Here is a 21539-nt window from a genome sequence, read left to right on the forward strand (position 1 = left end):
GAGATCGGCGGCTTCGCGGACGGCTCTCACATTCCAACGTTTGTAATTGGCGAAATCGGCGATGACGACCAATCTCCCCACCTGTGGAGGAGGTGTCCAGCAGAACAGAGGGGGGCGCGAAGGAACGCCGGCTTAGCCCGATACGCAAGCTAAACCGCCAGCGGCAGGCGCAGCTCCGTCATCAGGCCGCCATCGGGATGGTTGGACAGGCTGACTTCGCCGCCGGCGCTACGGGCGATGTTGCGGGCGATGGTCAAGCCGAGGCCGAGGCCGCCGGTCTGACGGCTGCGCGACTGTTCCAGGCGCACGAACGAGCCGAACACGGCGTCGAGCTCGGCTTGCGGGATGCCCGGACCCTCGTCATGGATCGCCAGCGTGATTGTCTTGCCTGATTGACGCAGGCTGAGATGCGCCCTCTTGCCATAGGTCACCGCGTTCTGGACGAGGTTGGTGACACAGCGCCGTAGCGCGACCGGCTGCGCGACGCAGATCAGGCCGCGCGAGCGCGCGTCCTCATTGTCGAAGGAGACCTCGTCGAAGCCGTCGGCGATCGATTCTACCAGCGACCAGAAATCGATCCTCTCGCTCTTCTCCTCGGTCACCTCGAAAGTGGCGAAGTCGATGACCGAGCTGGCAATGCCTTCGATGTCGGCGAGGTCGTGCGCCAGTGCGGCGCGCACGGACGAATTCCTCAGCAGTTCGAGGCGCAGCCGCATCCTGGTCAACGGCGTGCGCAGGTCGTGCGCCAGTGCGGCGGCAAGATGCTCGCGGTCCTCGACGTAGGCGCGCAGTCTTGCCTGCATGGCATTGACCGCCTTTGCCGCGGTACGCACCTCGCGGCTGCCGCTCTCGGCGATCGGCGGGCTCTTCAGGTCCTCGCCGATCCGCTTCACCGCGGTCTCCATCATCCGGTAGGGCGCCGTCAGCCGGCGCAGCGACCAGATCGAGGAAGCCACCACCAGCCCGGCGATCAAGGCATAGAGTGGCAGGCTATCGAAGCTCAGTATCGGCCCGGCCGGCGTGTTCGGCTCGGTGAAGTTCAGCCATTGGCCGTCGGCAAAGCGAAGCGAAGCGGTCAGCTTGTCGCTCTGGGCGAAATCGGCCGCCAGCACCAGCAGGTCGCGCTCGACCTGGCCAATATCGGGACCGGCGACCGTCCCGCCGGGAGCGTCGGCTTCGTGCGTTGCCGGGTCGCGGCGGACCCGCGCGTCGGTGATGCCGAACTTCGATAGCCGGCCGACCAATATGTCCTCCAATTCGGCCAGCTCGTCGTCGCCGGCTATCGAGGAAGTAACGGCGGGCGTGTTGGAAACGGTGAGCGCATAAGTGGCGTTGAACAGGCCGGAGGCCGTCGCCTTGCGCTGTTCGGGGGTGGCGTCATGCATCAGCTGTACCAGCGAGAAGGCGCGGTCGTTTAGCCGGTAGAGATCGACGACGTCATTGGCGGCGGCACGGTCGCGCGAAACGATGTAGAGGGTCGCGATCTGGCTGATCAGCAGGCCGGCTATGACGATGAGCAGCACCCAGACCGGCAGTGTTTGCGGCAGAATACGTCTCATTCGGCGGTCGTCTCAGGCAGGAACTGGTAGCCGCCGCTGCGCACAGTCAAGATCAGCTTTGGCGTTTTCGGGTCATCCTCCATCTTGCGCCGCAGCCGGCTGACCAGAATGTCCACGCTGCGGTCGAAACTGTAGCCGCTGTCGCCGCCGGACAGCTCGATCAGCTGCTCGCGGCTCAGTACGCGTTGCGCGCTCTTGACGAAGGTCTGCAGTAGATTGAATTCGGCCATCGTCAGCTCGATCCTGACGTCGCCGGGCGCCATCAGCCGGCGGCGCGAACAGTCCATCGTCCAGCCGGCGAAATGGTAGATCTGCCGCGAGGCCGCGCGTCGCGGTTCGGCGGCGCCATTGCGTCTCAAGACGGCACGAATGCGTGCGAGCAGCTCGCGCGGATCGAAGGGTTTCGGCACGTAGTCGTCGGCACCCATCTCCAGCCCAACCACGCGGTCGGTAGTTTCGGTAACCGCGGTCAGCATGATGATCGGCGTCGAATAATTGGCGCGCAACTCGCGGCAGAGCTCCAGCCCGCTCTTGCCGGGCAGCATGACGTCCAGGACGATCAGGTCGACCTGGGCGCGGCGTAGGATGGTCTCCATCTCGGTGCCGTCGGCGGCGACCGATGTATGCAGCCCTCGCTTCTGGAAAAATTCCTGAAGCAGGTCGCGAATGCCCTTGTCGTCGTCGACGATCAGTATGTGGGGGTCGGATTTCACAGGGAACCTGTCATTTGTGGATCGCCCAAGCGCTGCTTCGGCTGTCAGCCAGACGATAGAATTCAGGCCATAAGTTGGCCAGTGGAGATCGGCGACCCGATCCGGGCTGCCCAGAAACAATCCAGAAACAAAATTCTACAATCCGGAAAAACTGCCGAAAAAAATCAAAGGCATAAGTGGTGCCGTGGCGGTCAGGTCATCGGCTGCGACACGCGTTACGGGATTACGGACAGACCAATGCAAAGGTTCTCGATCAGTCTGATGGGTGCGTTGCTTTCCATTTCGCTCGTCACGGTCGCGGTCGAACATGCCGATGCAAAACTGGCCGATGCGAAGGTGGCCAATGCAAAGGCGGCCGATGCAAAGGTGGCGACCACCCGCAGCGAGCGTTGCATCGATCTGAACCGCCAGTTTGACGAAGCCCTCGAAACCCATGCCGCGGCAACGCAGGTCACCGCGGCGAAAGCACTTCAAAGAAAGGGAAACCGGTTCTGCGCCAACAAGAAACAGGCACAGGGAATCCGGATGCTCGCGAACGCTTTGAAGCTGCTTGGAGTGACACCGATCGATCCCGTTCAGTGACACTCAATCCGATCTGCACAAAAAGGAAGTGAAGCCATGAAAAAGTCCCTCCTCTCCGCCCTCGGTCTCGCCATCGCGCTGGCCGTCTCGATGCCGGTTCTCGGCGCCAGCAGCGCCAATGCCGCGACCACCACCCCGGCTGCGACGACAACGACGACCGCTGCGCCGGCCAAGGCCGTGAAGAAGGTCGCTGCCAAGAAGACCGTCAAGAAGCACAAGAAGCACGCGGTCAAGGCAGCTCCGAAGGCCTGATCAAGCGACATCTTTCTACCCTATGAGAAGACCGCTCCAGTTGCGATTTGCCTGGAGCGGTCGTCTTTTTTGTTGCGTGCATACAATAGGGCCAGTCCCTGCCCACACCGCCCAGGTGAACGCCAGCCGGCAGTTCCCACATAGGCACGGATTTGTGAACTGCGCTCGCCGGCAAGCCGATCGCGCGCGGTTGAATGGACGACCGCTTTTGCCCATGTCAAAATGACCGCAAAGCTGTCGTACGCAATTGCCGGTCCAATGCCTGAAATCACGACAAAACCCCGTACCAGCACGAAGCCGAAGGTCGAACGGCCGAAGCTCTACAAGGTCATCCTGGTCAATGACGATTTCACGCCGCGCGAGTTCGTCGTGACGGTGCTGAAGTCCGAGTTCAAGCTCAGCGAAGACCAGGCGCATAGGATAATGATCACCGCGCACCGGCGCGGCGTCTGCGTTGTCGCCGTCTTCACCAGGGATGTCGCCGAGACCAAGGCGGCGCGGGCAACCGATGCCGGCAAGGCCAAGGGCTACCCGCTGATGTTCACGACGGAGCCGGAGGAGTAGGGCGGTTCGCTTTCTTCCTTCTCCCCTTGTGGGAGAAGGTGGCCGAGCGAAGCTCGGTCGGATGAGGGGTGTTCCAGCTTGGCAAGGACGGCACTCCGTCCAGCACCCCTCAACCGTCTTGGCGCTGCGCGCCAATCCACCTTCTCCCACAAGGGGAGAAGGATAAACCGCGTTACCGCCCTTCGCGGTACCACATCGAGCCCATCGCCAGAAGCAGCAGGCCGAGGCCGAGGAAGCCGCCGAACAGCGGCACGCGCGAGACGGCCTTGAGTACGCTGTCGTCGGTGGTGCGCAGGCCGATCCAGTCATCGCCGGAGGCAGCGCCCGAGGAACGGACCGGGACTACGGATGGCAGCGTGACGGTGCTGGTGAGAGTGCCAAGTGCTGAGGCCGGCGCCAGCCGGCGAACGCTGCCGCCGGTTGCCTCAGCCGGTGGTTTCAGCTGGTTCTCGGTGGAGACGACGTCGGTGAATTCCGGGGCGTTGACCGGCCCGACATGGGCCAATGCCGTCAGGTCGCCATTGCCGACCTGATAGAGACCGATTTCGTTGGTCTCGACGCTGCCGAGGAAGACGCCTGGTTCGGATTTCTCGAGCCTGACGATCAGTGCCTTGCCGGACGGCGTGATGACTTGCGCCGGGCCGGGGTCGTCGCTCATCGTCTGGCGGCGGATTTCAAGCACCATGCCGCGGCCGTCGGCGGTCAGCCGCTCTTCCTCGAGTTCGGGCTCCTTCATCAGCCAGTGGGCGATGCGCCGGTAAAGCTGGACATGGGGGCCGCCGCCCTCGAAGCCGCGCGCCCACAGCCAGCCCTGGTCGGACAGAAGCATGCCGACGCGGCCTTCGCCCTTGCGGTCGAGCAGCAGCAGCGGCCGGTTGTCGGCGCCCTTCATCACCACCTCGCCCTCGGGGTTCTCGACGCCGATGGTGCGGAACCAGCGGCTCCAGTGCGGCGGCTCGGTCGCGGAGCCGTCGAGCCCGCGCGTTACCGGATGACGCTGGCCGGTATCGGTGAGGCGCGGATAGAAGGCCTTGTCGATGACCTCGCCGGTCGGCATTGCCGGCAGCGCCGACATCAGCGGCGTGCGGGCGATCGAGCTTTCGCCGGCATATTCGGGGCCCGCCGCGATCAGCAGCGCGCCGCCCTTTTCGACATATTCGGAGATATAGTCGTAATAGAGGATCGGCAGTACGTCGCGGTGCTGATAGCGATCGAAGATGATCAGGTCGAAATCCTTGATCTTCTCGACGAACAGCTCGCGCGTCGGGAAGGCGATCAGCGACAATTCGTTTATCGGTGTGCCGTCCTGCTTTTCCGGCGGGCGCAGGATGGTGAAGTGCACGAGGTCCACCGAAGCGTCGGATTTCAGCAAATTGCGCCAGGTGCGCTCGCCCGCATGCGGTTCGCCGGAAACGAGCAATACGCGCAGATTTTCGCGAATGCCGTCGATCAGCGCGATGGCGCGGTTGTTGGTGTCGGTGAGTTCGCCCGGCTCGTGGTTGATGGCGAGTTCGACAATGTTGCGCCCGGCGCTGGGAATGGTCACCTGCAGCGGCATCGCCTGGCCGATGTTGGCGTGCTCGACCGATACCTGCTCGCCATTGACCGATACGCGGACATCGACCAGGCCGGTTTCGTTGTTGGTGGCGATGACGCGATAGGTCATGTCGAGCGGCTTGCCGACGAGGCCGAAGCGCGGCGCATTCTCGAAGCGAATGCGACGGTCCTTTTCATGCTCGTTGCCGGTAATCAGCGCGTGCAGCGGGGCATTGAAATCGGGTGCGCCGGACGGCGCGTCATGCACCTCGCCATCGGTGATCATGATGGCGCCGCCGATGCGCGATGGCGGCACGTCGCGGAAAGCATTTTCGAGCGAGGAAAACAACCGCGTCTCGGTGCGCTCGTCAGCGGCTTCGGACTTGCCGGCTTCGACGACACGGACGTCGAACTGCTTGAAGCGGCCGAGACGCTGCTGAAGCCCGGCCAACGCCGCGTCAGTCTGCTTGGTGCGGTCGCCGATATCCTGGCTCTGACTGCGATCGACGACGACGGCGACAATGCTTTTCAGCGGCTCACGTTCTTCGTCGAGGAACACCGGATTGAGCAGCGCCGCCGCCAGGGCAATCAGGGCTGCCAGGCGGAAGACCGCGCCGCGCTGGCGAAACCAAAGGCCGACCAGCGCCAGCAGCAGCAGCGGCACCAGAACCACTGCGAGCAGTGGCCAGGTGATGAGCGGTTCGAAGGAGAGCGACCAGTTCATAGTCTACTGCCCCAGCCGTTCGAGCAGCACCGGGACGTGCACCTGATCGGATTTGTAGTTGCCGGTCAGCATGTACATCATGATGTTGACGCCGGCACGCAGCGCATAGATGCGCTGCATCGGATCCGAAGGCATCGTCGGCAATAGCGGGTCGCCATTCTCGTCGACGGCCCAAGCGCCGGCGAAATCATTGGCGGTGATCATGATTGGCGAAACGCCGTCGCCGGTGCGCACCGGGCGGTTCTCGGTGTTGCTGGCTTCGAGCGATGCCTCGACCCAAAGCGGGCTGCCGGCAAAACGGCCGGGAAACTCCGGAAGAATGTAGAAGGATTTGGTCAGCACGTGATCCGACGGCACCGGTTCAAGCGGTGGCACGTTGAGGTTGCCGAGGATGTCGCGCAGCCGCTCCGTCGCCGGGCTGGTCGAATCCGCACCAATGCCATTGGCGAACTGGTCGCGGGTGTCGAACAAGACCGTTCCGCCCTGCTGCATGTAGGCGTCGATGCGGGCGATGGCGGCCTCGCTGGGCATCGGGGCCGAGGCATCGATCGGCCAGTAGATCAGCGGATAGAAGGAAAGTTCGTCCTTCGAGATGTCGACGCCGGCCGGTGCTCCGGGTTCGAGCGCGGTTTTTTCGATAAGAAAGCGGGTCAGGCCTTCGAGCCCGGCGCGGCTGATCGAATCGACACCCGGCTCGCCGGTCAGCACGTAGGCGATCCGGGTCTTTGAAATGTCCCCGATCGCCTCCGTATCTCCCGGTTTGGCGTCGTCGGCGCGCGCGACGTCCGCGTGGCCAATCAAAGCGCCGAGCGCAATCAGCAGGACGGCTGCCGTGGCCGCAGCGCCGGCACGGCGCGGCCGGCGCGACAACAGGCCGCCCATCCAGAATACGGCAAGCGTGTCGAGCACCATCAGCACCAGAGCGGCCGTGACAAGCGGACCTTTGAGGTTGTGCTGCTCGTCGAAGGCATACTGGATGGTGGTGACCGGTACCGTGATTTCAGGCCGGGCCAGCGGCGTGAATGCGCTGTCGCCACCGAGCAGATTGTGAGCGAACACTCCCGTCTCCGAGCCGTAGAGGCCGGGCGGGTTTTCCAGCGTCACCGGCAGCGGGCCGGCGCCGGGCACCAGCGGCCTGGCATCCGGCGTCGGCGGCACCAGCGTGCCGTCGGCAGCGATCATGCGATAGGGTGCCAGCGACGTGGCGGCTGCCTCGGCATTGGCGACCGCCGAGCCCTGGTTGCGCGACAATTGCACGATGCGCCGCAGCATCTCGACGAAGCTGCCGGAGATCGGCAGGTTGGACCACGTCGCCTCGGGGGTGACGTGGAACAGTACGAGGGTGCCCTTGTCCTTCTTCATCCCGGTCACCAGCGGCGTACCGTCGGCAAGCGTGGCCCAGGTGCGCTCGACAATGTCGGGCGTCGGCTCGGCCAGCACCTGCCTGGTAACGGTGACCTCGGTCGGCGGCGCGAGGTCGGCGAAGGGACCGGTTTTCGGGAATTCGGTGACCGGCTGCGGCGCCGTCCATGACAGCGCGCCGCCAAGCGATCGCTCGCCGGTGCGCAGCCGGACCGGCAGCAGATCGTCGTCATTGCCGGCAGCGGCCAGCCGCGAACCGGCAAAACGCACCAGCGTGCCGCCCTTGTCGACCCAGTCGACCAGCCTCTGCCGCGCCTGTTCCGGAATGGTGCCGACATCAGCCATGACGATCATCGCCGGTTTCTGGTCGAGCAGTTGCGGGATGGCGTCGGCGAGATCGACGCTCGACGGCTCGACGAGATCGGCGAAGGGCTGCAGGGCGCGGCGAATGTAGTAGAGCGGCGACAGCAGCGGTTGCGCCTGATCAGCCTCGGACTGCGACAGCAGCCCGACGCGGCGGCGTTTTGAGCTCTCATCGAGCACGCGGACGGCACCGGCCTGGCGCTCGCCATCGAGCGCGATGTAGGCGAAGTCGTTGCGCAGTTCGAACGGCACCGCCATCGTGCCGGTTGCGGTGGTTCCGCCCGGGGCAAAGGTCAGCGTCGCGTCGGCAATGCGGCGCCCCTTGTCGTCGAACGCGCCGGCCGTCACCTGTGCAGGTGCCGGATCGCCCGGTGCGCGGATGGCGGTCAGGGCGAAGCCGTCGACCTGGTTGTCGGCGCCGGTCAGGCCGGTCAGCGACAGCCGGTCGGAGACGGCCCAGACGACACGTGCCGCGTTCTTTGACAACAACGTGTTGAAGGCGGCTTCGTCGCCTTGCGCCGCCAAGCCATCGGCGAGCACTGCGACGCTTGCGCCCGGCAGCGACTCCAGGGCTGACGCGACGCGGGCATAGACGGCGGGGCGGTCGGTCGGGATCGGCCGCGGCTTTGCCGCGCGCAGCCGGTCGAGCGCGGCAGCGGCATCGAAGGGACCGATCTCGGCATTCGGCTTCTCGGCGGTGAAAGCGATGAGCACCGGCACGCCGTTCGAATTGGCATCGGCGATCAGCCGCTCGGCGGTGGCGACCCGCTTGCCCCAGTCGGCGGCACTTGCCCAGTCATTGTCGATCACCAGCGCCAGGGCGGCGCCTTCGGCCGGCAGCTTTTCGCGCGGGTTGAAGACGGGTTCGGCAAGTGCTGCCACGACAAGCGCGGCCATCAGCAGCCTGAGCAGCGTCAGCCACCAAGGGCTCTGCTGCGGCGTTTCTTCGCGCCTCAGCACGCGGGCGAGAATCCTGAGCGGCGGAAACACCTCGGCTTGCGGCCTGGGCGGGGTCAGCCGCAGAAGCCACCAGATCACCGGCAGCGCCAGCAGGCCCCACAGCACCATCGGCGCCCCGAAGGAGAGCGGCAGCCAACTCATGCGCGGGCCCTCCCGGCAAAGCTGCCTTCGGCGGTCATCGCCATGTGGATGCGCACCAGCGCCTCGGAGGCAAGGCGATCGGTATGATTGACGGTAAAGCTCCAGCCAAGCCGTTTGCACCAGGCGGCCAGTTCCTGGCGGCGGGCGGCATAAAGCAGGCGATATTCCTCGCCCAGCATTTCGGCGCGGCCGGCGGTCAGCTTGTCGCCGGTCTCAGGATCGGTGAATTCGGTGCGCCCGGCATAGGGGAAGCTTTCCTCGGCCGGATCGGCGACCTCGACCAGATGGGCGCGCACGCCGTGGCGGGCGGGAACGTCCAGCCACGCAATAGTGTCCTCGACGGGGTCGAGGAAATCGCTGACGAGGACGATGTCGCAGAACCTGCGAATGCCGGATAGATCGGGCTTTGCCGGCAGGTCGCCGGCGTGCATCAGTTGCGCCGCGATGCGCTCGGCGCCATTGCGGGCGGTGAACGGGTCGGTCAGGCCCGGCCAGGCAATGCGCTCGCCGCTGCGCGACAAAAGCTCGGCCATGGCCAACGTCAGCACCAGGGCGCGCGATTCCTTGGAAACGCTGGCCCCGGTCGATTTGTAGAGCATGGAAGGCGAGGGATCGGCCCAAAGCCACACCGTGTGGGCAGCCTCCCATTCACGGTCGCGGACATAGGTGTGGTCGTCGCGAGCGGAACGGCGCCAGTCAATGCGCGAGGAATCGCCTTCGACATAGGGCCGGAACTGCCAGAAATTCTCGCCGATACCGCGCTTGCGGCGGCCATGCCAGCCGGCAATTACCGTGTTGACGATGCGGCGCGCCTCGACCAGCAGGTCCGGCACCAACGAAGCCCGCAACCGGCCTCTGGCGAGCGCATCGCGCGTCGCTGCCGGTGCCTGCGCTTCACCGATGCGCGCCATCAAATCCCTTTCGCGAGCTTCGCCACAACATCGCGAACCGTGGTGCCCTCGGCGCGGGCGGCGAAGGTCAGCGCCATGCGGTGCTGCAGCACCGGCTCGGCGAGCGCGCGGACGTCGTCGACCGACGGCGCCAGCCGGCCATCGTAGAGGGCGCGGGCGCGGGTGCACAGCGTCAGCGCCTGACTGGCGCGCGGGCCTGGGCCCCAGGCGACGTGCTTGTCAGTATCGGCGTTGCCCTGGCCGGGGCGCGCTGAGCGCACCAGCTTGAGGATCGCCTCGACGACGCTTTCCGGCACCGGCATACGGCGGATGAGCGTCTGGATGTCCTTCAGCCGCGCCGGCTGCAGCACGTTTTCAGCCTTGGCATCCTCGATACCGGTGGTCTCCAGCAGGATGCGGCGCTCCGCCTCGATCTCGGGGTAGAGGATATCGACCTGCATCAGGAAGCGGTCGAGCTGCGCTTCCGGCAGCGGATAGGTGCCTTCCTGCTCCAGGGGGTTCTGCGTCGCCAGAACGTGGAACGGTGACGGCAGATCATGGCGCACGCCGGCAATGGTGACGTGGTATTCCTGCATCGACTGCAGCAGCGCCGACTGGGTGCGTGGCGAGGCGCGGTTGATCTCGTCGGCCATCAGCAGTTGCGCAAAGATCGGCCCGGAAATGAAGCGGAAGGAGCGCTTGCCGAATTCATCCTGCTCCATCACTTCGGAGCCGAGAATGTCGGATGGCATCAGGTCGGGCGTGAACTGGATGCGGCGCGAATCGAGGCCGAGCACGATGCCCAGCGTTTCGACCAGCTTGGTCTTGGCGAGGCCGGGCACGCCGACCAGCAGTGCATGGCCGCCGGCCAGCAATGCGACGAGCGTGCGCTCGACGACGCTTTCCTGGCCGAAAATGACCCGGCCGACGCCGTCACGGACCCTCGAAATGTCGGCCAGCGCTTTCTCGGCCTGCGCCACCATGTCCTTTTCGCTGATTGGGCTTTCCTTGATCATAACGCTCATGCAGCATCGATCCTTCTGTTGGAAACACCGCTTGGCACCTTGGTGCCGCAGAGAATGCCGCGATTCGGCTTCGCATGCGCCTGCAATGAACTTAAATCACAGACTTAGGCTGACAAGCGGAACAACAGTGACTATTTCGTGACCATGACGGAAGCCGCCGACCATCGTGAAGAGAGCCTGACGGCCGCGACCGAGGCGCGCGGGCTGGAAGCGCTGGTCTCGCGCGCGACGGGCGCCGGTAAGGGGCCGGCGCCGGTGGAACGCTGGAATCCGGCATTTTGCGGCGATCTCGACATGGAAATCAAGCAGGACGGCACCTGGTTCTATCTGGGAACGCCGATCGGCCGGATGCCGCTGGTGCAGCTTTTTTCCTCAGTGCTGCGCAAGGACGTGGACGGCAGGACTTACCTGGTGACGCCGGTGGAAAAGGTCGGCATCCGCGTCGCCGACGCGCCCTTCATTGCCGTCGAGATGGACGTGTCGGGCGCCGGCGACGGACAAATCATCACCTTTCGCACCAATGTCGGCGACGTGGTCGAGGCTGGGGCGGGACACCCGCTGCGCTTCGTCGATGAGGACGAGACAGGTGGCCTGAAGCCTTATGTGCTGGTGCGCGGGCGGCTGGAGGCGCTGGTGGCACGGCCGGTGATGTACGAGCTGGTCGAGCACGGCGAAGAGATCGACATCGGTGGCAAGAGGATGTTTGCCGTCCGTTCCAAAGGCGAGGTCTATCCAATCATGCCGGCTGAGAAACTGAAACGGCTGAGCGCATGATGGACCGCCTATGATGGATCAGGTGATGCCGTTGCCGTTTTCCGTTGCCGGGTTTCGCCAGCGCGTCGCGGCGCAGCCGCTGGCGCATGCCGGCGACGATTTTGGCGACCACCGCTTCAATCCGGGCCATCCCAGGCTGAAGCTGGCCAAGGCGCTGCGCGATGCCGCCGTGCTGATCCCGGTGGTCGATCATGGCCATGAAGCCACGGTCCTTTTGACCAGGCGGGCCGAAAAGCTGCGCAACCATTCGGGGCAGGTGGCTTTCCCCGGTGGTACCATCGATCAAACCGATGCGAGCCCGGAAGCGGCGGCGTTGCGCGAGACATTCGAGGAGATCGGTCTCGATAGGGATTACATCGAGATCGTCGGCCGTCTGCCGGACTACGTTTCCGGCAGCGGCTATCGCATCGCCCCGGTGCTCGGGATTGTGCGGCCCGGTTTCAGCCTGACGCTGAATTCCGACGAAGTCCATGCCGTCTTCGAGGTGCCGCTGGGCTTTCTGATGGACCCCGCCAACCACACCAGAGACAGTCGCATGTGGAACGACCTCGAATGGTTCTATTACGAGATGCCCTATGGCGGCCAGCGCATCTGGGGCGTCACCGCGGGCATCATCCGTACGCTTTATGAAAGGCTCTATTCGTGAGCGATCCAGTGTCGATCGCGGGCAAGGCCGGGTGGCTCGGCGAACGCCACCTGCAGCGCCTGCTCGCGGCGCTGACTGATGGCGGCGAGGAGGCGCGTGTCGCCGGCGGTGCGGTGCGCAACACGCTCATCGGCCAGCCGGTCGCCGACATCGACATCGCCACCACCACGGTGCCCGAGGAAACCATCCGGCGCGCCGAGGCGGCAGGCTTCAAGACGGTACCGACCGGCATCGAGCATGGCACAGTCACCGCGGTCGGCCACGGCAAGGCCTATGAGGTCACCACGCTGCGTGCCGATATCGAAACCGACGGCCGGCGCGCCAAAGTGTCGTTCGGCCGCGACTGGAAAGCCGACGCTGAGCGGCGTGATTTCACCATCAATGCACTCTATGCCGAAGCCGATGGAACGGTCGTCGATCTGGTCGGCGGTATCGCCGATATCGAAGCGCGGAGGCTGCGATTCATCGGCGATCCGGAAGCGCGTATCCGCGAGGATTATCTGCGCATCCTGCGTTTCTTCCGTTTCTTCGCATGGTATGGCGACGGCAGGCCGGATGCCGAAGGGTTGAAGGCTTGTGCCCGGCTGAAGCAGGGGCTCGACCAGCTCTCGGTCGAGCGCGTCTGGTGGGAATTGAAGAAATTGCTGTCAGCGCCAGATCCGTCGCGGGCGCTGCTGTGGATGCGCCAGGCCGGCGTTCTGACCGCCGTTTTGCCGGAAAGCGAGAAATGGGGCATCGATGCCATCCACGGGCTGACCAAGACCGAGAAGGATCTGGCCTGGGCGCCGGACCCGCTGCTCAGGCTGGAAGCCATCGTGCCGCCGGATGCCGCGCGCATGAAAACGCTTGCCGAGAGATTGAGGCTTTCCGTGAGCGAAGCAAGCCGGCTGCGGAATTGGGCGATCACGGCTGCCGTCGATCCGAAAACGACCGAAGGAGAGTTGGCGAAAAGGCTTTATTTTGGCGACCGCCAAGGCTTTGTCGATCGGTTGCGGCTGTTGCTCGCTTCCGCTCGAGCCCGCGCGGTCGAAGACAATGACGCACTGCTCGAAACCGGCGGCTTCTCGCGCCTGCTTGCCTTTGCTGCAAAATGGCAAAACCCTGTTTTTCCGGTCAAGGGCGCCGATCTGACGACGCTTGGCGCATCACCGGGGCCGAAGCTTGGTGCAACGTTGAAGAATCTCGAAAAGGAATGGGTCGAGTCCGGTTTTGCGCTTGATCGCGGCGCGCTGCTCAAGCGCGCCGCGGAGGCACTCGAATCCTGACCGTCACGCTGCGTCGCGGACCTTTTCGATGCGCGAGCGGATCGCCTCGATCATCGTCTCGCGGATCACCGTCTCGCCGTGCGTCTCGCGCAGATGCTCGACGGCACGGCGCATGACCTCAGCCTCCTCCTCGGCGCGTGTGTGCCACTCGCAGCCGGGTACGAGCGACCCGCAATGGAATTCCTTCATCGGCTTCTCCTCATTTCCTCCTTGGAGCGCCGCGCCGCGCAATGACACGGAAGCCCCAGACCTTTGATTGCGCGATCCGGAAACCGTGTCCGGTATCCGGGCTACACGCTGGCCAGCTTAGCATAACACGATCGAACGGTTTTGGTTGCCTTAGAGTGCCCGTGCGTCCAAGCCGACACGCGGCCCTCTAGTGATCGGGTTGCGAAAGGGCGGAGCATCGCTGCTCCGCCCTCTTGCGCTACCCAGGAGTAAGACCTCGTCTTGCTCCAGCGGGCAGGTCATCACTTCACGATCTTGACTGCCTCGGCAATTTTATCCTTGCCGCTCATATCCCACGTGACGCGGACCTTTTCGCCGACCTTCAGGCCAGGATCCTTGAAGGTCTGGGGCAACGTAAAAGTGGCTCCGTTATCCAGAACTAGGCTCATCGCCGTTCCATCAAAGCTTTTGATCGTGCCGGTGGTGTGCTTGACCGCAGCGAATGCGGCAGTACCAGAGGCGAGAACGGCAGTGGCGGCTGCGGTCATAATAAGCTTGCGCATGGCATGCTCTCCTGGAAAATACGGGCACCGCTTGGGAAAGGTGCCCGATTCAATCATGGGCCGTCCGGTCACGTCGGGTCGCGGCTCTCGGGAGTAAAGAACCGCCGGCGTTTCCCGGCCCGACGCGACAAATAGCCCAATCTTTACAATGATATATTAGACGAAAAAGATATTTTCTGGCGCGCCTTGCGCCACATTCGCCGTCAAATTCTGGGGATTTGGACCCGATTGCGGCTCACGTCGTGCTCACCGAGATTTTACGGCCATTTCGCTTCTGGCGGCAGGCTGGACAGGATCGAGGAGACATTGCCGCCGGTCTTTAGCCCGAAGATGGTGCCGCGATCGTGAAGCAAGTTGAATTCGACATAACGGCCGCGGCGGATGAGCTGCTCGTCACGGTCGCCATCGGTCCAGTTGTCATTGAAGTTGGCGCGCACCAGATGTTCGTAGACGACGAGAAAAGATCGCCCGACGTCCTGGACGAAGTTGAAATCGGCGTCCCAGCCGCCTTTGTCCTCATCCGAATGCAGCCAGTCGAAGAAGATACCGCCGGTACCGCGTGGCTCGTCACGGTGCGGCAGGTAGAAGTACTCGTCGCACCAGGCTTTGAATTTCACGTAGTCGGCGATCGCCGCGTTCTTCTCGCAGGCAAATTGCATCGCTCTGTGGAAGGCGATCGTGTCGGGGTCGTCCTGGCTGCGGCGGCGGTCGAGCACCGGTGTCAGATCGGCGCCGCCGCCGAACCACTGGCGCGAGGTGACGACCATGCGCGTGTTCATATGCACGGCCGGCACGTTGGGGTTCCACGGATGGGCGATCAGCGAAATGCCGCTTGCCCAGAAGGAGGGGTCCTCTTCGGCGCCCGGCATCTGCTTCCTGAATTCGGGGGAGAACTCGCCGTGGACGGTCGAGGTGTGGACGCCGACCTTCTCGAAGACGCGGCCGTGCATCATCGACATGATACCGCCGCCGCCCTTGCCGGCATCGCGTTGCCACGGCGTCTTTTCGAAGCGGCCGGGCGACCAGCTAGCCTGCGGCCCCTGCAGGTCCTGCTCGATCTGCTCGAAGCTGGCACAGATGCGCTCGCGCAACGTCTCGAACCACAGCCGTGCCTTCGTCTTCTTCTGTTCGATGTCGGCTGGCAGCCCCGCCGGTATCTCGGGTCGTTGCAAATCCTGTCTCCGGTTGCGGGCGCGCCCGACAAATGACTCGTCTTTTCCGGCCGCGATCCCTAATCTCTTGGGTGCAAGGGTCAAGTGTGAATGGAGTTGTTTCGTGCGCACCCCGGCAAGACCGCCGCTGGATGGCCTGAAAAAGAGGCTCGACCGTTCGCGCGCCGAGAACGCGCGCATGCCGCGCGACGGCTTCCTGCGCGAGACCTTCGTGCTGCCGCGCTCCGACGCTCGTCTCAAGGCGAAGGAATGGTTCGAGCGCTTTCCCAAGCAGGCCTATTGGACCGAGATCGAAAGCTGGTTCGAGCGGCCGGGCGACGTGATCGAGTTCACGATACGACGGTTGCCGGCAGCAGATTAAGGGATGTCACGACAAAAATAGATCGCGCAATTTTGGAGAATCTAGAATTAGGTTCTCACCAAATAGCTTGCCGAATTTTTCGAAGCCCATTTTCTGCGCCTCATCGAAGCTCAAGGACGTATAGGGCGTTGGCATGCCGCCGGAATCGATCCGATAGATCACGATGAGCTGTGTCTCTTCTTCTGCTTGGATTAGATGTCCCAGCACTGAGGTTCCCTTCCGTATCGCACCATAATCGCACTGCTTCCATTTAGGATGCAACAATCAGCCGCCGCGCCCCGGTCCCCTCCCTTGCCAGCCGGTCGCCCTTGTTCCTCAACGGGCACTTGTCGATCGACATGCAGCCGCAGCCGATGCAGTCGGTCAGCCCGTCGCGCAGTTTCTTCAGCTGGGCGATCTTGTGGTCGAGCCCGTCGCGCCAGGCGGTCGAAAGCAAGTTCCAATCCTCGCGCGTCGGCGTCCGGCCCTCAGGCAGTGACGCAAGGGCCGTGCCGATCTCGGCCAGTGAGATACCGACCTCCTGCGCTACCTTGATGATCGCGACACGGCGCAGCACGTCGCGGCCGTAGCGCCGCTGGTTGCCTGACGTCCGGTGGCTGCGGATCAGCCCGCGGGCCTCATAGAAATGTAGCGCCGACACCGCCACACCGCTGCGCATGGCCACTTGGCCGACCGTCAATTCCGTTACCGGTGCCATCCCTCTTTTTCCGTTCCGATTTTTTCGCTTGACCTAAAGTTAAGTTGAGCTTGTAGCGAAGAAACCCGGGATCTGCAAACCAAGGAGATGGTGATGTGCGCCTGGGCCAGGATGACGGGAGACGGAGTGCCGTTATCCGAGTTGCCGGATGGCTTCACCCGCCACCATGGCGACGGAAAGCGCGACGTTGATGCTGCGCGCAGCGTCTTGCATGGGAATGGTCAATTGGGCATTCGCCGCTTGATGGACAAGATCCGGAACGCCTGCGGATTCGCGGCCGAACAGAAGAATGTCGTCATCGCCGAAGGCGAAGCTGGTGTAAGGGGTCGTGGCTTTGGTCGACAGCAGCACCAGCCGCCGCTTGGCAAGCTTGCGCCAGTCCTCGAAGGCGTGCCAGTCGACGTGCCGGGTGAGCGCCGCCATTTCGAGGTAGTCCATGCCGGCCCGTTTCAGCGCCCGGTCACCGAGCGGGAAGCCCGCCGGTTCGATGATGTCGACGCCGAGACCGAGGCAAGCGGCGAAGCGCAGGATTGTCCCGGTGTTGCCGGCGATATCAGGCTGGTAGAGCGCGATGCGGAGACGGTCGTTCATTTCCGCGTCTTTCTAATAAGTGGCAGATCAGCCACAGAGCTCTCGCGGTTTTGGAAATTCCTGGACTGGCGGGTGGTCATTTTCTGCGAAGTCGGTTATACGGCCAGCATTGTCAACCCGAACCGACGGAGGGGTAATTCATGATGGCCATGCACATCCACCACCCCTCTCGTGGGCTTACCAGCCCGACGGCGGTTTCGGTACGACGATTCTCCTGACCTTCTAGACTTCAATCGCACCGATTCCCGCCGAAACCTTTTTCGGCCTTTGAAGGAATCCTGCGATGTTTTTCAAGCTGTGGAAGGGGCTGAACGCCCCACCTGAACACGCTTCGACCGATGCCACCTTTGCCGCGCCGCGCGTGCCCGCGGCCTGGGTTGGTTCACCCTTCTACCTGCATCTTCAACTGGAGGACGGACCGATGTTCGATCCCTGTAGAATACCCGGCTCAAGAAGCCTGCACGAGCGGAAGACTGCGACCTGGGCGCTTTTGATCGGCGAGACCTACTCGTCGGCGGTTCACGCCGAGACCCGCCGGCGTCCGCATCGCGGTATGCTGCCGGACGTCGATTTCTCGCGCGCCGTTCCGGACTATAGCCGGCCGTCGCTGGTGCGCCGGATCATCAGGCTGATCCGGCCTGGTGCAAAAACCAGCGCGAAAATCCGGATCGTCAAAACGTCGTCAGCATCGTCAAACGAGACTGTCGGCGAAAGGCCCGCGACAACCTATATAGCGCGAAGCAGGACCGGCGAGGCGGACGATTCCGTATCGCCGGTCCTTGACGCCATGCGGTCTGGGCACCCCGTCCGTTCGCGTGCCGCGTGAGCGGAAACAGGTATTGTGAGCATCTCTATGTTTAGCTGGTTTGAAAAAAGGCTCGATCCGTTCCCTGCCAAGGAGCCGGTCGAGCCGCCGCGGACACTGATCGCCTTCTGCGTGCATTATACGCGCGGCGCGTGGCCCTACATCGCTCTCGATGCGGTACTGGTGACGGCCATCGCCCTTGCCGAGGTGTGGATGTTCGGCTTCATGGGCCGGATCGTCGACTGGCTGTCCGGACAGAATCGCGAGACGTTCCTGCAGACCGAAGGCTTGAAGCTGGCCGGGATGGCCTTCATCGTGGTTTTCGCGCTGCCGGCGACGGTCTGGTTCCATTCGCTGCTCAACCAGCAGACGCTGATGGGTAATTATCCGATGCGTATCCGCTGGCAGGTGCATCGTTACCTGCTCAAGCAGTCGATGAGCTTCTATCAGGACGAGTTTGCCGGGCGCATCGCGACCAAGCTGATGCAGACCGCGCTCGCGGTGCGCGAGTGCGTCATCAAGCTCATCGATGTGCTCAACTATATCGTCGTCTATTTTCTCGGCATGCTGTTCATTGTCGGCTCGGCAGACTGGCGGCTGGCTGCGCCGCTTGCCGTCTGGCTTGCCGGATATGTCCTGCTGTTGCGCTATTTCATCCCGCGGCTGGGCAAGGTCGGCGAGGAGCAGGCTAATGCGCGCTCAACCATGACCGGCCGTGTCGTCGACAGCTACTCCAACATCCAGACGGTCAAGCTGTTCTCGCATGCGCGGCGCGAGGCATCCTTCGCCAAGGACGGTATGGCTGGCTTTCTCGATACAGTCTACCGGTCGATGCGGTTGGTGACGCAGCTCTACGGCCTGCTCTACGTCCTGAATTCGCTGCTGTTGTTTTCGGTCACTGCAATCTCGCTATGGCTGTGGCTCGGCCAAGCCGTGACGATCGGCGCCGTCGCCCTGGTCATCGGCCTCGTGCTTCGGCTCTGGGGCATGTCGCAATGGATCATGTGGGAGATGTCCACGCTGTTCGAGAATATCGGCACGGTGCAGGACGGCATCGCCTCGATCTCGCTGCCGCGCCTCGTCGAAGACCGGCCTGGCGCCAAGGATATTGCCGTGACCAAGGGGGAGATCCGTTTTGAGGACATCCGCTTCCACTATGGCAAGCAGAAGGGCGTGATCGAAAGCCTGTCGCTGACGGTGAAGCCGGGCGAGAAGGTCGGCATCGTCGGCCGTTCGGGTGCCGGCAAGTCGACGCTGGTCAATCTTCTGTTGCGCTTCTATGACCTCGAAAGCGGCAAGGTCCTGATCGACGGCCAGGACATTGCGGCGGTGACGCAGGACTCGCTGCGCGCCCAGATCGGCATGGTCACGCAGGACACCTCGCTGCTGCATCGCTCGGTGCGCGAGAATATCCTCTATGGCCGGCCGGACGCCAGCGACCAGATGCTGATCGAGGCGGCGCGGCGCGCCGAGGCGCTGGATTTCATCGCCGGATTGTCGGATTCTAACGGTCGAAAGGGTTTCGACGCGCATGTCGGTGATCGCGGCGTCAAATTGTCCGGCGGCCAGCGGCAACGCATCGCCATAGCCCGTGTCATGCTGAAGGACGCACCAATCCTTATCCTCGACGAAGCGACCTCCGCCCTCGATTCCGAGGCCGAGGCGGCCATCCAGGAGAACCTCTACAGACTGATGCAAGGCAAGACCGTCATCGCCATTGCGCACCGGCTGTCGACGATCGCCGCCATGGACCGGCTCGTCGTTATGGACAAGGGCCGCGTCATCGAGGAAGGTTCGCATGAGGAACTGGTTGCCAGCGGCGGGCTCTACGCCCAGCTCTGGCAACGCCAGTCGGGCGGCTTCCTGCTCGACGACGGCCCCTCCGCCAACGATGCAGCCGCCAACGATGCAATCGCCAAGGGTGAAGCCGCCGAATGATGACTGCCATCTACCGCTGGTTCGAGAACTGGGTCTATCCATTCCGCGAGCCTGCGGACCTTCGCCCACCTGCCGGCGTCAGGGGTTTCCTCTGGCATTATGTCGGGCAGGCGAAGATCGCCTTCTTCGCCATGCTGGTGATCGGCGGCATCGCGCCGCTGGTCGAAGCCGGACTGTTCTATTTCGTCGGGCGGCTGGTCGACATCCTCGACCAGCTTCCCGGTGAACGCAGCTGGCACGCTCTGTGGACTGCCGCCGGCCCGGAACTTGTCTTCATGATCGCGGTGGTGCTGGTCATCCGCACCATTGTCGTCGGCCTGTCGGCGCTGGTCGACGAGCAGACGATCACGCCGGGCTTCTATAATCTGGTGCGCTGGCAGGCCCATCGCCATGTCTCGCGCCAATCCTACGCCTTCTTCCAGAACGACTTTGCCGGGCGTATCGCGACCAAGGTCTGGCAGGCGGGACAGGCGACCGGCGATCTGATGGAAAGCTTCATCGAGGTGGTCTGGTTCATGGTCGTCTATACGGTGACGACGCTGGCGCTGGTCGCCGGGCTCGATCTCCGGCTGGCGGTGCTGGTGGTGATCTGGATTACCGCCTTCGGCTTTCTGGCCAGGCGCTATTTGCCGGCAATCCGCAAACATGCCGAAGCCACCGCCGAAGCCGGCTCGATGATCACCGGCCGCCTTGTCGATTCCTATTCGAACGTGCAGACGTTGAAACTGTTCTCGGCCGATGGCGACGACCGCTACATCAGGAACGGCTTCGACATCTATCTCGACGCGCTGCGCCCGTTCACCCGCAGGCTGACCGGCGTGCGCATGGCGCTGACGATGCTGTCGGGCATTATGATCACGGCGATCGCCTGCTTTGCCGTTTATCTCTGGGTCGAGGGTGCGATCACAGTCGGCGCCGTGGCTTTCACGCTGTCTTTGGTGCTGCGGCTGAACATGCTGCTCGGCCGGCTGATGATGCAGCTCAACGGCATCTTGCGGAACCTCGGCGTGCTGGAGAATTCCAAGGCGCTGATCTCACAGCCGCTCGGCCTGACCGATGCGCCGGACGCGAAAGAGCTTGTCGTCGGCGGCGGGCGCATCAACGTCAGCAATGTCGAGTTCCACTACGGCAAGGGGTCCGGCGTGCTCAACGGCATCGACCTCGTCGTGCGGCCGGGCGAAAAGGTCGGCCTGGTCGGCCCGTCCGGCGCCGGCAAGACGACCTTGGTCAATCTGATCCTGCGCCTCTACGCCCTCGAGAGCGGCAAGATCACCATTGACGGGCAGGACGTCTCCAGGGTCACGCAGAATTCGCTGCGCGCCAATATCGGCGTCGTCAGCCAGGATACGGCACTTTTCCACCGCTCGCTGCGCGACAACATCAAGCTCGGCATGCCGGAAGCGACCGACGCCGAGATGGTCGCGGCAGCGAAGAAGGCCGAGGCGCACGAGTTCATCCTCGGTCTGCGCGACAATCGCGATCGTATCGGCTACGAGGCCTATGTCGGCGAGCGCGGCGTCAAGCTCTCCGGCGGCCAGCGCCAGCGCGTGGCGATCGCCCGCGTCTTCCTCAAGGATGCACCGATCCTGGTGCTCGATGAGGCGACCTCGGCGCTCGATTCCGACATCGAGGCGGCGATCCAGGAAAATCTGGCAAGGCTGATGGAAGGCAAGACGGTCATCGCCATCGCGCATCGGCTGTCGACCATTGCGGCACTCGACCGGCTGGTGGTGCTCGACGAGGGCCGCATCGTCGAGCAAGGCACGCATGACGAGCTGGTCGGGCTCGACGGGCTCTATGCCAGGCTGTGGAAGCGGCAGTCCGGCGGTTTCCTGTTCAACGAGGAGAGCGCGCTGGCCGAGACCCGGCCGGCGGAGTAGTTTCTAAA

General features: G+C 63.6%; 22 protein-coding genes. 10 read left to right on the forward strand and 12 right to left on the reverse strand.

What is annotated here, in order from left to right:
- Window positions 1-149 precede the first annotated feature (149 nt).
- The gene (locus tag NKJ81_RS15960) at window positions 150-1559 is read right to left on the reverse strand and encodes an ATP-binding protein (protein WP_352540994.1); all 1410 of its coding nucleotides are present in this window, start codon (window positions 1557-1559) and stop codon (window positions 150-152) included.
- Window positions 1556-2272 (reverse strand): response regulator, encoded by a 717-nt coding sequence (locus tag NKJ81_RS15965; protein WP_352469721.1) that lies wholly within the window; start codon window positions 2270-2272, stop codon window positions 1556-1558. Before NKJ81_RS15965 ends, NKJ81_RS15960 begins: the two co-directional genes overlap by 4 nt.
- A 237-nt stretch (window positions 2273-2509) precedes the next feature.
- Between NKJ81_RS15965 and NKJ81_RS15970 the strand changes: the two genes are divergently transcribed.
- The 3 genes from NKJ81_RS15970 to clpS all read left to right on the forward strand — a co-directional run bounded on the left by NKJ81_RS15970 (window position 2510) and on the right by clpS (window position 3670).
- Entirely contained in the window at window positions 2510-2854 is a 345-nt protein-coding gene (locus NKJ81_RS15970) for a hypothetical protein (RefSeq protein WP_352469825.1), read from the forward strand.
- 36 nt (window positions 2855-2890) lie between these two features.
- Entirely contained in the window at window positions 2891-3106 is a 216-nt protein-coding gene (locus NKJ81_RS15975) for a hypothetical protein (protein WP_352450529.1), read from the forward strand.
- Between the two features lie 258 nt (window positions 3107-3364).
- The gene (gene clpS, locus NKJ81_RS15980) at window positions 3365-3670 is read left to right on the forward strand and encodes an ATP-dependent Clp protease adapter ClpS (protein WP_352540995.1); all 306 of its coding nucleotides are present in this window, start codon (window positions 3365-3367) and stop codon (window positions 3668-3670) included.
- A gap of 172 nt (window positions 3671-3842) precedes the next feature.
- On the opposite strand, the gene NKJ81_RS15985 is transcribed toward clpS, so the two are convergent.
- The 4 genes from NKJ81_RS15985 to NKJ81_RS16000 are packed head-to-tail and all read right to left on the reverse strand — an operon-like array spanning window position 3843 to window position 10671.
- Window positions 3843-5930: a hypothetical protein gene (locus tag NKJ81_RS15985; RefSeq protein WP_352540996.1), complete on the reverse strand. Its 2088-nt coding sequence runs from the start codon at window positions 5928-5930 to the stop codon at window positions 3843-3845.
- A gap of 3 nt (window positions 5931-5933) precedes the next feature.
- Window positions 5934-8756: a DUF4159 domain-containing protein gene (locus NKJ81_RS15990; protein WP_352540997.1), complete on the reverse strand. Its 2823-nt coding sequence runs from the start codon at window positions 8754-8756 to the stop codon at window positions 5934-5936.
- On the reverse strand, window positions 8753-9667 hold the full coding sequence (locus NKJ81_RS15995) for a DUF58 domain-containing protein (RefSeq protein WP_352540998.1): 915 nt from the start codon (window positions 9665-9667) through the stop codon (window positions 8753-8755). Before NKJ81_RS15995 ends, NKJ81_RS15990 begins: the two co-directional genes overlap by 4 nt.
- Complete coding sequence (locus NKJ81_RS16000; RefSeq protein WP_352450525.1) at window positions 9667-10671, reverse strand: AAA family ATPase; 1005 nt, start codon at window positions 10669-10671, stop codon at window positions 9667-9669. Before NKJ81_RS16000 ends, NKJ81_RS15995 begins: the two co-directional genes overlap by 1 nt.
- Window positions 10672-10815: 144 nt before the next feature.
- Between NKJ81_RS16000 and NKJ81_RS16005 the strand changes: the two genes are divergently transcribed.
- Genes NKJ81_RS16005 through NKJ81_RS16015 form a run of 3 tightly spaced genes read left to right on the forward strand, consistent with a single transcriptional unit; the run spans window position 10816 to window position 13356 of the window.
- Complete coding sequence (locus NKJ81_RS16005; RefSeq protein ID WP_352541100.1) at window positions 10816-11445, forward strand: DUF1285 domain-containing protein; 630 nt, start codon at window positions 10816-10818, stop codon at window positions 11443-11445.
- Between the two features lie 13 nt (window positions 11446-11458).
- Window positions 11459-12091, forward strand: a complete 633-nt coding sequence (locus tag NKJ81_RS16010) for a CoA pyrophosphatase (RefSeq protein WP_352541101.1) — start codon at window positions 11459-11461, stop codon at window positions 12089-12091.
- Window positions 12088-13356 carry a CCA tRNA nucleotidyltransferase gene (locus NKJ81_RS16015; RefSeq protein ID WP_352540999.1) on the forward strand — a complete coding sequence of 423 codons (1269 nt, stop codon included), beginning with the start codon at window positions 12088-12090 and terminating at the stop codon, window positions 13354-13356. Before NKJ81_RS16010 ends, NKJ81_RS16015 begins: the two co-directional genes overlap by 4 nt.
- Before the next feature lie 3 nt (window positions 13357-13359).
- Here the strand turns inward: NKJ81_RS16015 and NKJ81_RS16020 are convergent, their stop codons facing one another.
- The 3 genes from NKJ81_RS16020 to hemF all read right to left on the reverse strand — a co-directional run bounded on the left by NKJ81_RS16020 (window position 13360) and on the right by hemF (window position 15259).
- Window positions 13360-13545 (reverse strand): DUF1059 domain-containing protein, encoded by a 186-nt coding sequence (locus NKJ81_RS16020; protein ID WP_023679490.1) that lies wholly within the window; start codon window positions 13543-13545, stop codon window positions 13360-13362.
- Window positions 13546-13826: 281 nt separating this feature from the next.
- Window positions 13827-14087 carry a DUF1344 domain-containing protein gene (locus NKJ81_RS16025; protein ID WP_352541000.1) on the reverse strand — a complete coding sequence of 87 codons (261 nt, stop codon included), beginning with the start codon at window positions 14085-14087 and terminating at the stop codon, window positions 13827-13829.
- Between the two features lie 257 nt (window positions 14088-14344).
- A complete protein-coding gene (hemF, locus tag NKJ81_RS16030) occupies window positions 14345-15259 on the reverse strand; it encodes an oxygen-dependent coproporphyrinogen oxidase (RefSeq protein WP_352541001.1) in 915 nt (304 codons plus the stop codon).
- Between the two features lie 103 nt (window positions 15260-15362).
- Here hemF and NKJ81_RS16035 point away from each other — a divergent pair, with 103 nt between their 5' ends.
- Window positions 15363-15620, forward strand: a complete 258-nt coding sequence (locus tag NKJ81_RS16035) for a hypothetical protein (protein ID WP_023679487.1) — start codon at window positions 15363-15365, stop codon at window positions 15618-15620.
- Window positions 15621-15626: 6 nt separating this feature from the next.
- Here NKJ81_RS16035 and NKJ81_RS16040 read toward each other — a convergent pair whose 3' ends face one another.
- The 3 genes from NKJ81_RS16040 to NKJ81_RS16050 all read right to left on the reverse strand — a co-directional run bounded on the left by NKJ81_RS16040 (window position 15627) and on the right by NKJ81_RS16050 (window position 16908).
- Window positions 15627-15827 carry a hypothetical protein gene (locus NKJ81_RS16040; protein WP_352541002.1) on the reverse strand — a complete coding sequence of 67 codons (201 nt, stop codon included), beginning with the start codon at window positions 15825-15827 and terminating at the stop codon, window positions 15627-15629.
- A gap of 43 nt (window positions 15828-15870) precedes the next feature.
- Entirely contained in the window at window positions 15871-16317 is a 447-nt protein-coding gene (gene soxR / locus NKJ81_RS16045; RefSeq protein ID WP_352541003.1) for a redox-sensitive transcriptional activator SoxR, read from the reverse strand.
- A gap of 132 nt (window positions 16318-16449) precedes the next feature.
- Complete coding sequence (locus NKJ81_RS16050) at window positions 16450-16908, reverse strand: tRNA (cytidine(34)-2'-O)-methyltransferase (protein ID WP_352541004.1); 459 nt, start codon at window positions 16906-16908, stop codon at window positions 16450-16452.
- Window positions 16909-17191: 283 nt separating this feature from the next.
- Between NKJ81_RS16050 and NKJ81_RS16055 the strand changes: the two genes are divergently transcribed.
- Genes NKJ81_RS16055 through NKJ81_RS16065 form a run of 3 tightly spaced genes read left to right on the forward strand, consistent with a single transcriptional unit; the run spans window position 17192 to window position 21531 of the window.
- Window positions 17192-17734, forward strand: coding sequence for a hypothetical protein (locus NKJ81_RS16055; protein ID WP_352469727.1), 543 nt, complete (start codon window positions 17192-17194; stop codon window positions 17732-17734).
- Between the two features lie 27 nt (window positions 17735-17761).
- The gene (locus NKJ81_RS16060) at window positions 17762-19651 is read left to right on the forward strand and encodes an ABC transporter ATP-binding protein (protein ID WP_352541005.1); all 1890 of its coding nucleotides are present in this window, start codon (window positions 17762-17764) and stop codon (window positions 19649-19651) included.
- Window positions 19648-21531, forward strand: coding sequence for an ABC transporter ATP-binding protein (locus NKJ81_RS16065; RefSeq protein ID WP_352541006.1), 1884 nt, complete (start codon window positions 19648-19650; stop codon window positions 21529-21531). Before NKJ81_RS16060 ends, NKJ81_RS16065 begins: the two co-directional genes overlap by 4 nt.
- The last annotated feature ends 8 nt before the right edge of the window (window positions 21532-21539 follow it).

The organism is Mesorhizobium sp. M0018 (assembly GCF_040323955.1).
In the GTDB taxonomy this organism is placed as follows: domain Bacteria; phylum Pseudomonadota; class Alphaproteobacteria; order Rhizobiales; family Rhizobiaceae; genus Mesorhizobium.

Bases quoted from the DNA above. Each gene is read 5' to 3' on its own strand.
- NKJ81_RS15960 (WP_352540994.1), bottom strand. From the start codon at position 1,559: ATGAGACGTATTCTGCCGCAAACACTGCCGGTCTGGGTGCTGCTCATC.
- NKJ81_RS15970 (WP_352469825.1), top strand. From the start codon at position 2,510: ATGCAAAGGTTCTCGATCAGTCTGATGGGTGCGTTGCTTTCCATTTCG.
- NKJ81_RS15975 (WP_352450529.1), top strand. From the start codon at position 2,891: ATGAAAAAGTCCCTCCTCTCCGCCCTCGGTCTCGCCATCGCGCTGGCC.
- clpS (WP_352540995.1), top strand. From the start codon at position 3,365: ATGCCTGAAATCACGACAAAACCCCGTACCAGCACGAAGCCGAAGGTC.
- NKJ81_RS15985 (WP_352540996.1), bottom strand. From the start codon at position 5,930: ATGAACTGGTCGCTCTCCTTCGAACCGCTCATCACCTGGCCACTGCTC.
- NKJ81_RS15990 (WP_352540997.1), bottom strand. From the start codon at position 8,756: ATGAGTTGGCTGCCGCTCTCCTTCGGGGCGCCGATGGTGCTGTGGGGC.
- NKJ81_RS15995 (WP_352540998.1), bottom strand. From the start codon at position 9,667: ATGGCGCGCATCGGTGAAGCGCAGGCACCGGCAGCGACGCGCGATGCG.
- NKJ81_RS16000 (WP_352450525.1), bottom strand. From the start codon at position 10,671: ATGAGCGTTATGATCAAGGAAAGCCCAATCAGCGAAAAGGACATGGTG.
- NKJ81_RS16005 (WP_352541100.1), top strand. From the start codon at position 10,816: ATGACGGAAGCCGCCGACCATCGTGAAGAGAGCCTGACGGCCGCGACC.
- NKJ81_RS16010 (WP_352541101.1), top strand. From the start codon at position 11,459: ATGGATCAGGTGATGCCGTTGCCGTTTTCCGTTGCCGGGTTTCGCCAG.
- NKJ81_RS16020 (WP_023679490.1), bottom strand. From the start codon at position 13,545: ATGAAGGAATTCCATTGCGGGTCGCTCGTACCCGGCTGCGAGTGGCAC.
- NKJ81_RS16025 (WP_352541000.1), bottom strand. From the start codon at position 14,087: ATGCGCAAGCTTATTATGACCGCAGCCGCCACTGCCGTTCTCGCCTCT.
- soxR (WP_352541003.1), bottom strand. From the start codon at position 16,317: ATGGCACCGGTAACGGAATTGACGGTCGGCCAAGTGGCCATGCGCAGC.
- NKJ81_RS16050 (WP_352541004.1), bottom strand. From the start codon at position 16,908: ATGAACGACCGTCTCCGCATCGCGCTCTACCAGCCTGATATCGCCGGC.
- NKJ81_RS16055 (WP_352469727.1), top strand. From the start codon at position 17,192: ATGTTTTTCAAGCTGTGGAAGGGGCTGAACGCCCCACCTGAACACGCT.
- NKJ81_RS16060 (WP_352541005.1), top strand. From the start codon at position 17,762: ATGTTTAGCTGGTTTGAAAAAAGGCTCGATCCGTTCCCTGCCAAGGAG.
- NKJ81_RS16065 (WP_352541006.1), top strand. From the start codon at position 19,648: ATGATGACTGCCATCTACCGCTGGTTCGAGAACTGGGTCTATCCATTC.